Source organism: Flammeovirga sp. EKP202, from assembly GCF_014534745.1.
In the GTDB taxonomy this organism is placed as follows: domain Bacteria; phylum Bacteroidota; class Bacteroidia; order Cytophagales; family Flammeovirgaceae; genus Flammeovirga.
This window is the reverse complement of sequence record NZ_JACVVP010000023.1, coordinates 26,883-39,192: the sequence shown is the minus strand read 5'-3', so window position 1 is coordinate 39,192 and position 12,310 is coordinate 26,883. Positions and strand designations below refer to the sequence as shown.

The 12,310-nt window shown below is 35.0% G+C and carries 12 protein-coding genes; all 12 read left to right on the top strand.

The window, feature by feature from the left end:
- Positions 1–124: 124 nt before the first annotated feature.
- The 12 genes from IC221_RS15275 to IC221_RS15220 all read left to right on the top strand — a co-directional run bounded on the left by IC221_RS15275 (position 125) and on the right by IC221_RS15220 (position 11,870).
- The gene (locus IC221_RS15275; protein WP_223241397.1) at positions 125–1,798 is read left to right on the top strand and encodes a PhoX family protein; all 1,674 of its coding nucleotides are present in this window, start codon (positions 125–127) and stop codon (positions 1,796–1,798) included.
- Between the two features lie 182 nt (positions 1,799–1,980).
- On the top strand, positions 1,981–3,774 hold the full coding sequence (locus tag IC221_RS15270) for a cytochrome-c peroxidase (protein WP_188169797.1): 1,794 nt from the start codon (positions 1,981–1,983) through the stop codon (positions 3,772–3,774).
- A 204-nt stretch (positions 3,775–3,978) separates the two neighbouring features.
- Positions 3,979–4,404, top strand: a complete 426-nt coding sequence (locus IC221_RS15265; protein WP_188169796.1) for a MarR family winged helix-turn-helix transcriptional regulator — start codon at positions 3,979–3,981, stop codon at positions 4,402–4,404.
- A gap of 2 nt (positions 4,405–4,406) precedes the next feature.
- Complete coding sequence (locus IC221_RS15260; RefSeq protein ID WP_188169795.1) at positions 4,407–4,961, top strand: NADPH-dependent FMN reductase; 555 nt, start codon at positions 4,407–4,409, stop codon at positions 4,959–4,961.
- A complete protein-coding gene (locus IC221_RS15255) occupies positions 4,939–5,754 on the top strand; it encodes a pirin family protein (protein WP_188169794.1) in 816 nt (271 codons plus the stop codon). The genes IC221_RS15260 and IC221_RS15255 overlap by 23 nt, the downstream gene beginning before the upstream one ends.
- Positions 5,755–5,817: 63 nt before the next feature.
- On the top strand, positions 5,818–7,212 hold the full coding sequence (locus IC221_RS15250; RefSeq protein WP_188169793.1) for an MATE family efflux transporter: 1,395 nt from the start codon (positions 5,818–5,820) through the stop codon (positions 7,210–7,212).
- A 192-nt stretch (positions 7,213–7,404) separates the two neighbouring features.
- On the top strand, positions 7,405–8,277 hold the full coding sequence (locus tag IC221_RS15245) for a lysophospholipid acyltransferase family protein (protein WP_188169792.1): 873 nt from the start codon (positions 7,405–7,407) through the stop codon (positions 8,275–8,277).
- 173 nt (positions 8,278–8,450) lie between these two features.
- Positions 8,451–8,888, top strand: a complete 438-nt coding sequence (locus IC221_RS15240; RefSeq protein WP_188169791.1) for a hypothetical protein — start codon at positions 8,451–8,453, stop codon at positions 8,886–8,888.
- Between the two features lie 292 nt (positions 8,889–9,180).
- Entirely contained in the window at positions 9,181–9,699 is a 519-nt protein-coding gene (locus IC221_RS15235) for a peptidylprolyl isomerase (RefSeq protein ID WP_188169790.1), read from the top strand.
- 120 nt (positions 9,700–9,819) lie between these two features.
- A complete protein-coding gene (locus IC221_RS15230) occupies positions 9,820–10,341 on the top strand; it encodes a peptidylprolyl isomerase (RefSeq protein WP_188169789.1) in 522 nt (173 codons plus the stop codon).
- 11 nt (positions 10,342–10,352) lie between these two features.
- Complete coding sequence (locus IC221_RS15225) at positions 10,353–10,562, top strand: YwbE family protein (protein ID WP_188169788.1); 210 nt, start codon at positions 10,353–10,355, stop codon at positions 10,560–10,562.
- A 21-nt stretch (positions 10,563–10,583) separates the two neighbouring features.
- A complete protein-coding gene (locus tag IC221_RS15220; RefSeq protein WP_188169787.1) occupies positions 10,584–11,870 on the top strand; it encodes a DEAD/DEAH box helicase in 1,287 nt (428 codons plus the stop codon).
- The last annotated feature ends 440 nt before the right edge of the window (positions 11,871–12,310 follow it).

The following is a 12,310-nucleotide window of genomic DNA, read 5'->3' as shown; positions in this document are numbered from 1 at the left end:
TACATTGTTATTTATTCATGAATGCATTAAAATTATGTAAATCTAACTTAACTAAATCCAATTTTCCCTTCTCTAATTTTGCGGTGATAAAAAACTCATACATTCATCCAATCATCGTAACAAAATGAAAAAACTTATTATCTCTTTGATCTATGTTACACTAGCAGTTTCTTGTTTCACTTCATGTGAAAACAAAGATGAAACTACTGATCCACAAGAAATTATCGGAACAGGTCAAGTTGTAAACTATACAGTATCAGAAGACGGTACTGAAGTAACTGTTGAATTCGAAAATGGCCAAAGATCAACAATCACATTTGATGAACCACTAGTTGGAGAGCAAGGAGTAGGAATCAAATCGATTACTTTCGATGAAGCAACAGGAATGTTGACATTCACTTTGACTGACGGAACAGTATCTAAATTCCCAATCGTTGCTGAAGCTCCAGTGGTAGAATTAAAAAATCACTCAGTAACTCCACACTTATTAAAGCGTCATCCAGGTTTCGAAGACCTTGAAATCTACACTATCCTTTCATCAGAAGATGAGTTAGAGCAAAGCCCTGACTATGTATATGGTTCTATGGCTGACGGTGCTGGCTTACTTCGTAATGATGACGGTACTTTCACTTTAATCAACAACATTGAAGCACACTACTCAGTAGCTCGTATCTCATTTGACGAAACGTTCAAGCCTTTAAAAGGTGAAATCATCTTGAATTCTAATGCAACTGGTAATACAGCACAATGTTCAGGTACTTTAATCACTCCAGAAGAGCACGGATTTGGTCCACTATACTTGAGTGGTGGCGAATGGGGTGGTGATGCAAGATATGTATACGCTACGGATCCATTCAGAGACGCTTCTGAAGCAGGTACTGCAAGAACTTTAACTTCAATGGGACAATGGACAATTGAAAATGCAGTTCCATTAAACAAAAATGCTTTCCCTGATAAAACAATCGTAATGATCGGTGATGACTCTCATGGTGATGCAGGTGGACAACTTGTTATGTACGTTTCAGAAACTGTTGGCGATCTTGACAATGGTAAGTTATATGCTTTAAAAGTAGGTGATGGTACTGTAACTGACAATGACCTTGTAGCTGAAAATGCAGGTGAGTTTGATGCAACTTTCGTAGAATTAGACGAAAGAACTTACGATGAGTTAAATGCAGAGGCAATCAGCAAAAACATCATGGCATTCAACCGTGTAGAAGATATCGATTACAGAAGAGGTTCTGCTGCTGCAAACCGTGAAATCTACTTCACTGCAACTGGACGTACTGCTTACAACGACACTAGAACTAAATATGGTAGAATCTACAAATTAGTTTTAGATGCTAACGATCCACTTAAAGGTAAATTATCAGTAGTATTAGATGGTGACAATCTTGAAGGAAAAGGAAAAAGATTGCATAGCCCAGACAACATCTTAGCAACTTCTAATTACTTATATATCCAAGAGGATCCTAACGGATATGCTGACAATGAATTGAAGCAGCATGATGCTTACTTGTATCAGTACAACTTAAATACTGGTGTTCTTCAAGTAGTGCTAGAGTCTAACCATAGAGGTTCTACTGGTTTAGACAATGGTTATGCATTGGCATCTGATCGTTGGGGTAAGTGGGAATTAACAGGTATGATTGACGTATCTGATGAATTAGGAATCGATGGTACTTTTATCCTAATCCAACAAGCTCACTCATGGTATGACGATGGATTCAAAAATCCATTAGGAGGTGATATCAACGAAGGAAGTATCTTGACTGTAGTAAAAGGTTTAGATCGTTAATCTTCATAAGTCTCATTAGAGTTAGGATAACCAAATCACTTATATCCTAGCTCGTTACTTGAGCAGTTTATTTATAAGAAGGGAGAGGAAAACATACTATTTTCTTCTTCCTTCTTAACACTTTCTTTGTCATAGCACTTAAGTCTGCTTGAGTTTATTCAAATTTTATAATAACTACTCTGATGAAAAACTTATTAATACTAGCAATATTCGGAATAACTATTTGTGGTTGTAATTCAACTGTTGACAGAGATCAGATTATAAAAAACCAGAAAGAACAAATCATCCATTATTATCATGAAAACCTTAATAATTGTCTTGCGAAAATAGAAGAGATTAAGACAACTGATAAACCTGATGAATTAAAAAAGACATTTGATGAAGCAAGGATTCCATTTAAAAGGATAGAACCAATCATGTCCTTTTATTCGGCGAAAGGCTATCATACCCTAAATCAACCCAACTTACCACATGTTGATGAATTCGATAATTCGGATAAAGTGATCGATGCAATTGGTTTTCAGGTTATTGAAGAGTTATTATATGCTTCAGATTCTGTTGATGTTCAAGAAATTCATAGACAAGCGGGTCTTATGAAAAATATGTTGAACCTAGAATTGAACAACAACAAAATTTTAGTTTTAAAACCTTATCACCTGTTATGGATGGTGAGAAATGAATTAGTAAGAATTACCTCATTAGGAATCAGTGGTTTTGATTCTCCAGTTTATTTAAATAGTCTTCAAGAAGGTCAATATTCTTATGATGGTATTGCTTTCTTAATTTCTATCAGTGAAGAATACTTTAAGGATGAAGTCCTTCTAAAAGAATGGAACGAGAGTATTGAAGATGCAAAGCACAAGTTGACATCTTCAGAGAGTTTTGATCAGTTTAATCGTTATTTATTTATTAAAGAATCCGTACATCCAATGTTGGAGTTATGGGTAAAGACGATTAAAGATTGGGAAGTAGAGTTTCCTTTTGAGCAAAAAATCAATTATTACGCTACCTCTTTATTTGATCAAAAGACATTTAATATCAATAAATTCTCATCGAGATATAGCATAGATTACAATGAGGAGGTTGTTCAGTTAGGACAACAACTTTTCCATGACCAAAAATTATCGTCTAACGGTAAAATGAGTTGTGCGACTTGCCATGATCCTCAAAAAGCTTTTACAGACGGATTGCCAAAATCTATCACGAATACGGGAGCTGCTAACAAAAGAAATGCACCCACATTAATGTATGCAGGGTTACAGGCTGCTCAATTTTATGACTCACGAAAGTCATTATTGGAAAATCAGATCATGGACGTAGTAAAAAATAAGGACGAGTTTCACTCTGATATGTATAAAGTAGAAGGAGTTGTGAAAGAAAATAGTGAATACACTAAAATGTTGGAAAAACATTATGAAAAAGTGGATTCTAAAAGCATACGAAATGCGATTGCTATGTACGTGAGAAGCTTGAGCCCTTTCAATTCTAAATTCGATAAAGGCATTACTTCAGATCAAGTCACTTTAAGTTCGGCTGAGGTCAATGGATTTAATTTATTTATGGGGAAAGCCAAATGTGGTACTTGTCACTTTGCCCCAATTTTTAATGGCACCGTTCCACCTTTATTCAATCATAGTGAATTGGAAGTATTGGGTGTCCCTTCAGAGAAAGTTTGGGAAAGTGCTGAGGTAGATCCTGATAAAGGCCGTTTTGAGATTTCAAAAGCACCTATTAAGATGTTTGCTTTCAAAACACCAACGATTAGAAATATTAGTAAAACAGCTCCATATATGCACAACGGCGTTTATGAAACATTAGACGAAGTCTTGAAATTCTACAATCAAGGCGGTGGAGAAGGAATTGGTATTCACCTAGAAAACCAAACACTTCCTCCAGACGAATTGAACTTGACAGAGAAGGAACTGAGCGATTTAGTAGCCTTTATGGAAAGTTTAACGGATCAAGTAAACTATTGATTAGTAATTGTACGCAATTAAAAACGACCTGCTGTTTTTGATTGATAACGTACCTTGATTAGACATCAGTTACATTTATAGCGAAAGCTCATTTCAATTAGAAATGAGCTTTTTTGTGCCCAACAAAAATATTATTAGAAAACATTTGCATTTACAGAAAAACGTTTTTACTATTGTATATACATTAATCGTTTAAACAAATAAATGCATTCAAAAAAATATTATAAAGCAATTCATCAGATCATTGTAACAGGACATTGGATTACTGATCAAGTAGGAAAAGACCTGAAAGAATATGGTATTACAGAACCACAATTTAATGTGTTGAGAATATTAAAAGGACAAAAAGGAGATCCTATTACTGTTCAAGAGATACAAGAAAGAATGGTTCAACGATCAAGTAATGTTACAAGGATTGTAGATAAGCTTTTGGATAAAGAACTGGTAAATAGACAGGAATGCCCTACAAATAGAAGAAAAATGGATATCACCATTACTCAAAAAGGGTTGGAGGAACTGGAGAAGCTAGACGATAAAGTCGGGCATTTTCATGACCAATTCCAAGGAAATTTATCTGAAGAAGAACTAGAGACATTAGCAACATTAATCAAAAAATTAAAAGGAGAATAATTATGAAAAACATCGTAGTATTTGGGGCATCAAACAGCCGTAACTCAGTAAATCAACAATTAGCTCAATGGGCAGGGAATCAAATTGAGAATGCAACAGTAAAGGTTTTAGACCTTAATGATTATGAAATGCCTATTTATGGAGTTGATAAAGAAATGGAATCAGGTATTCCTGCAGAAGCAACTCAGTTTTTAAAAGATATTGAAGAGGCAGATGCATTAGTGATCAGTTTCGCAGAGCATAATGGAAATTACTCAGCAGCTTATAAAAATATCTTTGACTGGGCATCAAGAGCAGACCGTTCTGTGTATAAAAATAAGCCCACTTTTGTAATGTCAACTTCACCAGGTCCAGGCGGTGCAGGAAGCGTAATCAATATTGCCAAAGGCTCTCTACCTTATGCAGGTGCAGAAGTAAAAGGAAGTTTTTCTCTACCGTCATTCGGACAAAATTTCTCAGCAGAAGAGGGAATTGTAGAAGGGGAATTGAAAGCAAAATTTGATGCTGAATTTTCAAACTTTAAAGAAGCAGTTTATGAAACGTCAATTGAAGCGTAAGCAACCGGGAAGAAATGGTTTTCAATTCATTCTAGATCCAAGTACTAGAAGAGAATTACAACCCTTCGTTTTTTTCGATGCCGGTAAAAGTAAAAGAAGAGATGAGGGAATGTTCTTCGGAATGCACCCTCACTCTGGCATCGGTATCATCACTTATTTTGAAGGAGGAGATTTAGTACATCAAGATTCAGGTGAAAATGATGACATAATTAGAAGTGGTGGAGTACAATGGATCAATGCAGGAGGAGGAATTTTCCATGCAGAAGGCTATAGAAAACCATTGGAGGAAGAAAATGAAGAGTGGAGCTTAGCCATTCATCAACTTTGGTTGCAGCTACCTGAATACCTTGAAGAAGGGGAAACAGGCTATCAAAATGTACAGCCTGAAGAAATGACGGTGGTGGATAATGTAAAAGTTATCGCAGGAGAATACCAAGGTCAAAAAGCCTCATTAGACCTTCCTTACGATATTACTTACCTGGATATTTCTTTAAAAGAAGGGGAGGAGATATTGATTCCAACACCTAAAGGACAATCAAAAGGTTTTGTTTTCCCAAGAGAAGGAAAAATAAGTTTATATGATGAGGATATTTCTTCAGGCTACCTTAGTATTTTAGAAGAAAATGAAGGGGAGCTTTATTTTAAAGCAGAAAAGAATGCAAAATTTGTAGTTGGGATGACGGCTCCAACGGATCAACATATTGTTGTGGGAGGAGGATCTATCCACTCCTCGTTTGAAGCATTAAACAACTCAAAAGATCGTATTCAAAAAATTTCAATGACATTATCTTAAGTCTATTTTTTTACAATGACTATTGTACATACAATAGTTGTATATGTATTTAATTTTAATCTCATGACTGACATATTAAAAGACAAAACCAGTAAGGTGTTACTCAAAATGAGTTTTCCTATCAGTATTGGAATGCTCTCTACGTTCTTATTTCAAGTCATTGATACCTATTTTGTGGGAAAATTAGGAGGTGAAGCTTTAGCTGCATTAAGCTTTTCTTCTGTATTATATTTTATCATTGTAGGGTTATTTATGGGGCTCGCCGTGGGAGTTTCTACTTTGGTAGGAAAAGCTGTTGGAGAGAAGAACGATATCGCTAAAGAACAGTATGCCTTAATTGGTTTATTGATGTGTTTTATCCTGACCATAGGAGTTGCTTCAGTGGTGTATTATTTTTCCAACCCCATTTTCTTAATGTTGGGAGCACCTCAAGAAATTTTACCATTGATAGATCAGTATATGTTACCGCTTCTTTCAGGTATTCCTTTATTAACTACGGGGATAATGGCAGGGAGTATTTTAAGATCAACAGGTAATGTTGTAATGCCTGAAGTAACGATGGCATTAGCGGGAGTAGTCAACCTAATTTTTGATTACTTATTGATTTTTGGTGAATTCGGTTTCCCAAAGTATGGTATTTCAGGGGCTGCCTATGCTACAGTATTGTCATGGGTTTTTATGAGCATAGGAATGTTAATACTATTTGTAAGTGATAGAGTGATAAAATTTTCATACCCCATTGCCGCACTGCCCATCCGAAATATTATTCAGCAAATAATGAAAGTGGGTTTACCGACCACTTTAACGCAAATGGTGGCTCCCGTAACTCAGATGTATTTGACCTATATTATTGCTTCTCATTCGGCTTTGGCGGTAGGTGCATTTGGTGTGAGTAGCAGAATTGAAATGTTGATGTTAATAGGAATTTTAGGAGTAGGAACAGCATTGATACCTTTTATTGCTCAAAACCTTGGTGCAAAACAAAATAAAAGAATTGATGAAGCTATTGTTTTTGGAGGAAAAACCTCAACGTATTTAGGAATTACATTGGCTGTTAACTTATATCTTTTCATTGCTCCTTTAGCCGCTCTATTCAGTGAAGACACTGTCATTATTGATTATACTATTTCCTATTTCCGTTTGGTGGGTGTCTCTTACGTATTTTATGGTTTCTTTATCATGACTTCTTCTACGTTCAATGGATTACAAATGACCAAAGATTCTTTAAAAATCATGTTGATCAAATCATTTGCAATGACAGTACCTCTAACATTAATTGGTTCTTACTTTTTTGCTATTGAGGGGATCTTTATAGGTTTGAGTATCAGTAATATTTTAGGTGGAATATACGCCAGTATTTTTATGAGAAAAAAATACAAAGAAATGGATTCGGACTTACAGAATGCCGAAATATGGCAAGATTATAAAAGTGATATTCAAGGTTTATTTTATAGGTAAATAGTATTTTATGCTTCGCAGAGAGAGAATGCATTATTGTTTTTGTTACCAAAAACAGTGGTGCATTTTCTGTTTTTTTATTTTGTTATTCATTAATAAATGAATTATTTTGTCTTAACACAAAACAATATTAATAATTAAACTTACTATTTTAAAGTACTTAAAATTCAAAAATAACCTTCGATCAAATTAATGATTTTTGTAAAACTTTTTTCTCGATTACCATTCTTTTTCATACACTTCCTTTCTTATTCTATTTCGTTTTTTATGGGTAGCATTCTACGTTACAGGAGGTCTCAAATCATGCAAAACCTTAAAATTGCTTTCCCTGAAAAATCACATTTAGAAAGAAAGAAGTTACTATTTCAATTTTACCTCAACCTCACAGATGTTGGTTTTGAGGCGATCAAATCTTACAGCATGACGAGAGAACAGATGCTGAAAAGATTTAAGATCACTAACCCTGAAAAAATGGAAGAACACATCAAAAACAACGAACCATTTTTATTATTAGCAGGGCATATTACAAATTGGGAATGGCAACTTTCAGGCTATGCTAGTCAATTGGATTTTGGTTTTGGAGGTGTTTATAAGCCATTATCAAGTAAATTTACAGATACACTAATGCTTGATATCAGAGCAAATTTTGGAGGGTACCCAATTCCTATGGCCAAAACAATGAGAGAGATTTTAGTGAGGATGAAAAGAAAGAAAATGTTCTCGTTTGGATTAGTAGCTGATCAATCACCTCCCGGATATGATAAAAAAAGAGAATGGGTACAATTTTTTGGGAGAGAAACGGCTTTTTTTTCAGGTCCAGAAATTATCACTCAAATGACCAAAATGCCGGTCTATTATGCACACATTTCTAGAACTAAGAGAGGACATTATGAAGGGCAGATTATTCCTGTTTTTCAGGCTGGAGAAGAGTACGTGAAAGGAAGTAGTCAAGTCACCAAAAAATATGCAGCTTTACTTGAGAAAAATATCAAAGAATCGCCAGCAGATTGGCTTTGGTCACATAATCGATGGAAATATACTCGTGATGAAGTAGAAAATAAGTAATAGAATGGGAATAAGTAGAGTGCACTTATTCCCATTTTTTGTTATTTTTATTCTATCCTTTTGAGACAAAATGAGGTCGAATCAGCTTTGTTTTTAAGACTGATTATCTGATCATAATTCATTATATATTAGTCTCATTCTAAATATAATATTCAGTTTGTTTTTTCTCTAATATGAATAAGTTTCTCATAACAATATCCTTTTTCTCTCTTTTATTATTATCCTACACTTCATCTGTTGCACAAGCTTTTACGGATTACAAAATCGGTGAAAAGTTAGAAGGAAAAGACATGATCAATATGGATATCGCAGGTGTTTCAGGGACTTTATTTATCTACACCAATAATAAAAAAATTATCAGATCAATGGGTTTTGTTCCTTCAAAAGATGGAGGAAATACCCCATCTGAAGTTTATAAAGGTGAATTTGTAAGGTTTAAGACTTTTATGGAACAATACTACCAAAGTGGATTTGAAAGGACAATCGATAACAACCAACAGAAACAACATTATAAATTGAAATACAATGGTTGTAATGTAGTGATTACCATCGGTGAGTTTGGAGATACATTTTCCACTGCAAGTCTGGTTTTTATGATCAATAAGATCTGAAAAAAATACCCTAAAATGGGTATAGTTTGTTAATCTGAAATTTCGGAGATTTGTATTAGCAAGTAGTATTAAACTAGGCAATTAAACTATTACCGAAAAGGTAACAAAATTGATTCTTTACCCACAAATAGGTAGACATTCAGGCGAAGATGTTTACCTATTTTTTATTTTTACCCCATCCCAACAGCTTTTTTCCCTCAAATCCTCTCTTAATTCACAATAAATCTTTCTTATAAGATAAAATCTTAACTCAACAGATTAATTCTTAGTACCTTTACAAAAAAAATATAAAATGAAAGCAACAAAAGATAAAGTAGTCACTTTAGTATACAGCTTAAGTGAAGAAACTGCAGAGGGAACTCTTTTACAAAAAGTAGAAAAAGACGATCCATTTGAATTCTTGTTCGGTCATATGGATGTACTTCCAGAATTCGAAACTGAATTAGAAGGAAAGGAAGCAGGATATAAGTTTTCATTTAGCATCTCTAAAGACGATGCTTACGGTGATAAACAAGAAGCAGCGGTAGTGAAAGTTCCTAAGGAAGTTTTCAATATCGAAGATGAAATAGATCAAAACGAAATTTTAAAAGTTGGTAATGTATTGCCAATGGTTGGTCCTGATGAAATGCCAATGGAAGGTGAAGTTACTGAAGTACATGATGATCATGTAGTGATGGACTTTAACCACCCACTTGCAGGTACCAACTTGTATTTCGTAGGTGAAATCATTGATGTTAGAGATGCTACAAAAGAAGAACTAGAAGAGGCTGTTCAAGTGGACAACTTAGAAGGTTTGGAAGGTCTTCAATAATGATATCACATTTATAAGCACAAAACTTAGTTTACAATGTGCTGAATACAAAGCTTTCTTCCGAGGGATTTATTCGAAAGAAAGCTTTGTTATGTATTAGGATAAAGAATAAAAAGTCTAATGGGAGAATTAAGTATTTCAGAAGGATTAGTAGTCGCATTAACTTACAGATTATATAGAGATAATGCTGATGGTAATTTTATAGAGGAAGCACCAAAAGAAGATCCATTCTTATTTTATGTTGGAGCGGGTGGTGTTCTTCCAAAATTTGAAGGAGCTCTTTTAGGTAAAAAACAAGGAGAGAAATTTCAAATTTCACTAAAAGCAGAAGATGCTTACGGTAAGGTAATCAAAGAATATAGCGAAGTGAAAGTCGCTAAAAATGCTTTCGGTTTTGCAGATGAGGAAGAGGAGGAAGCAATGCTTCAAGTAGGGCACATTCTTTCTGTAGCAGATCAGGATGGTGATGTTTATGATGGCAAAATCACAAAGATCAACAAGAAGGATGTGATCATGGACTTGAACCACGAATTGGCAGGTATGGATTTATTCTTTGACGGAGAAATCGTAGAAGTAAGAAAACCAACAAAAGAAGAAACTGATTTTGATGGTGAGGGCGTTGAAATTATGCCTTCAAAATAAAAACAGCTCTTATGGACGACGGAAGAAAAAGAAGCAACATTAAGATTGGAGGTCATGTGAATATTGTTCTCAAAGCAGATCAGAGAACAGGCGATTTGACGGAAGGTTGGGTTGAGAAAATTTTGACAAAATCTTCTTTTCACCCTCACGGCATCAAAGTGAGATTGGAAACGGGTGAAGTTGGAAGAGTAAAAGAAATCCTTGAAGACGGAGAGTTTTAATTCTCCAAAGTACATTTCAGAATGAAGTTTGAAAAATACAATATTTCCTCGAGCTTAAAGAGAAGCTTAGATGAAAAAGGTTTTAAAAAGCCAACAGATATACAGTTTAAATCTATTCCTCCTATTTTAAAAGGAGAGGATGTATTGGCTATTGCCCAAACAGGTACTGGTAAAACGGCGGCATTTGCGATTCCTGTAATGGAACGACTATTGAATAAACCGAACCGAGGAAATAGAAAAAAGAGTATTCGTACTTTGGTGATGGCTCCAACAAGGGAGTTGGCCCAACAAATTACTGAGGTATTTGAGACAATCGGCAAGTACACTAAACTAGATATTTTGTGTATTTATGGTGGTGTGAATCAAGATAAGCAAATTGAAAAACTAGAGTCTGGTGTTGATATTCTAATTGCCACTCCTGGACGTATGTTTGATTTACAGCATCAAGGGTATGTGGATTTGAGCAGAACAGAAATTTTGGTATTAGATGAGGCCGATCACATGTTGGAGAAAGGTTTTATCAAGGATATCAAAGATGTGATTCGCTTTTTACCGAAACACAGACAAACACTTTTCTTCTCCGCAACGATTGATGAGCAAATCAAGAAATTGGCTTACTCGTTGGTTAAAAATGCCATTAGAATTCAGATCTCACCAAAAGATCCTGTTTCTAAAAACGTACGTCATGCACTGAGCTATGTGAAAATGGATGATAAACGTTTCTTCTTAGAAAACATCATCCGTGAACATCCAGAGAAGAAAATTCTTGTTTTTGTAAGAACAAAAGTAAGAGCGGAGAGAGTTCATAAGGCCATGGAAAGAGTAGGTTTAGAAACGGTGACGATTCACGGTGACAAAGACCAAAAAGCACGTACTCATGCGATGAAGACCTTCAAAGAAGGAAAAGTAAAAGTCTTGATAGCAACTGACGTTTCTGCTCGTGGTATTGATATTCCAAATGTGCAGATTGTAGTGAACTACGATATGCCTGACGTTCCGGAAAATTATGTACACCGTGTAGGTCGTACTGGTAGAGGGATGGAAAAAGGAGATGCTATTTCGTTCTGTGACGAACAGGAGAAAGAACTGAAGGAAGAGATTGAAGATTTCATGGGCAAAGAAATCGCCGTACATCGATTGGAAAGAGGTGATTACGCCAATATTGTTGGTTTCTCTGCTGAACAATCTACAGACTGGAAATCTGTGATGAAAGAAATTGCTCAGGACAAGGTAGATTATAAAGAAATCAAAAAGAGATCGAACAGAAAGAAAGAGAAAAAGAAATTGGTCAAGAGAACCAAGAAGTAATTTTCATTTCTTTAGAGAATATAAAATATAGAGTCCCATGATTGTGAAATTGTGGGATTTTTTTTGTTTAAAATATCAATTGAAGAGGTACAGGATTGTAGAACCACAATGTCTTGTCGCTTACGAGCCATCACATCAAAAATTAAGTACTAAGACAGCAGAAAATGAGCAAACCGTGCACCATGACTGAAGTCATGGGCAGGTGATATTGACTCCGACAACACTAAAGTGTTACCTCTGTTCTCAACCTTCAAGACTTTAGTCTTGGTTAGGTTGCTGCATCACCTGCCCATAGTTTTAACTATGGTGTACGAAACACCCAGTTACTTTTGTCTTAGTACTTCTACCAATATGCATGTATTAGATTATTTTAAAGTGTTTAACATAAATATATTTGTATGTACAACTAATTTATGTAATTTTGCATCAATCAAATGATA

What these genes read in the sequence shown, in the direction of transcription:
- IC221_RS15275 (WP_223241397.1), top strand. Translation starts at nt 125, where the DNA reads ATGAAAAAACTTATTATCTCTTTGATCTATGTTACACTAGCAGTTTCT.
- IC221_RS15270 (WP_188169797.1), top strand. Translation starts at nt 1,981, where the DNA reads ATGAAAAACTTATTAATACTAGCAATATTCGGAATAACTATTTGTGGT.
- IC221_RS15265 (WP_188169796.1), top strand. Translation starts at nt 3,979, where the DNA reads ATGCATTCAAAAAAATATTATAAAGCAATTCATCAGATCATTGTAACA.
- IC221_RS15260 (WP_188169795.1), top strand. Translation starts at nt 4,407, where the DNA reads ATGAAAAACATCGTAGTATTTGGGGCATCAAACAGCCGTAACTCAGTA.
- IC221_RS15255 (WP_188169794.1), top strand. Translation starts at nt 4,939, where the DNA reads ATGAAACGTCAATTGAAGCGTAAGCAACCGGGAAGAAATGGTTTTCAA.
- IC221_RS15250 (WP_188169793.1), top strand. Translation starts at nt 5,818, where the DNA reads ATGACTGACATATTAAAAGACAAAACCAGTAAGGTGTTACTCAAAATG.
- IC221_RS15245 (WP_188169792.1), top strand. Translation starts at nt 7,405, where the DNA reads ATGATTTTTGTAAAACTTTTTTCTCGATTACCATTCTTTTTCATACAC.
- IC221_RS15240 (WP_188169791.1), top strand. Translation starts at nt 8,451, where the DNA reads ATGAATAAGTTTCTCATAACAATATCCTTTTTCTCTCTTTTATTATTA.
- IC221_RS15235 (WP_188169790.1), top strand. Translation starts at nt 9,181, where the DNA reads ATGAAAGCAACAAAAGATAAAGTAGTCACTTTAGTATACAGCTTAAGT.
- IC221_RS15230 (WP_188169789.1), top strand. Translation starts at nt 9,820, where the DNA reads ATGGGAGAATTAAGTATTTCAGAAGGATTAGTAGTCGCATTAACTTAC.
- IC221_RS15225 (WP_188169788.1), top strand. Translation starts at nt 10,353, where the DNA reads ATGGACGACGGAAGAAAAAGAAGCAACATTAAGATTGGAGGTCATGTG.
- IC221_RS15220 (WP_188169787.1), top strand. Translation starts at nt 10,584, where the DNA reads ATGAAGTTTGAAAAATACAATATTTCCTCGAGCTTAAAGAGAAGCTTA.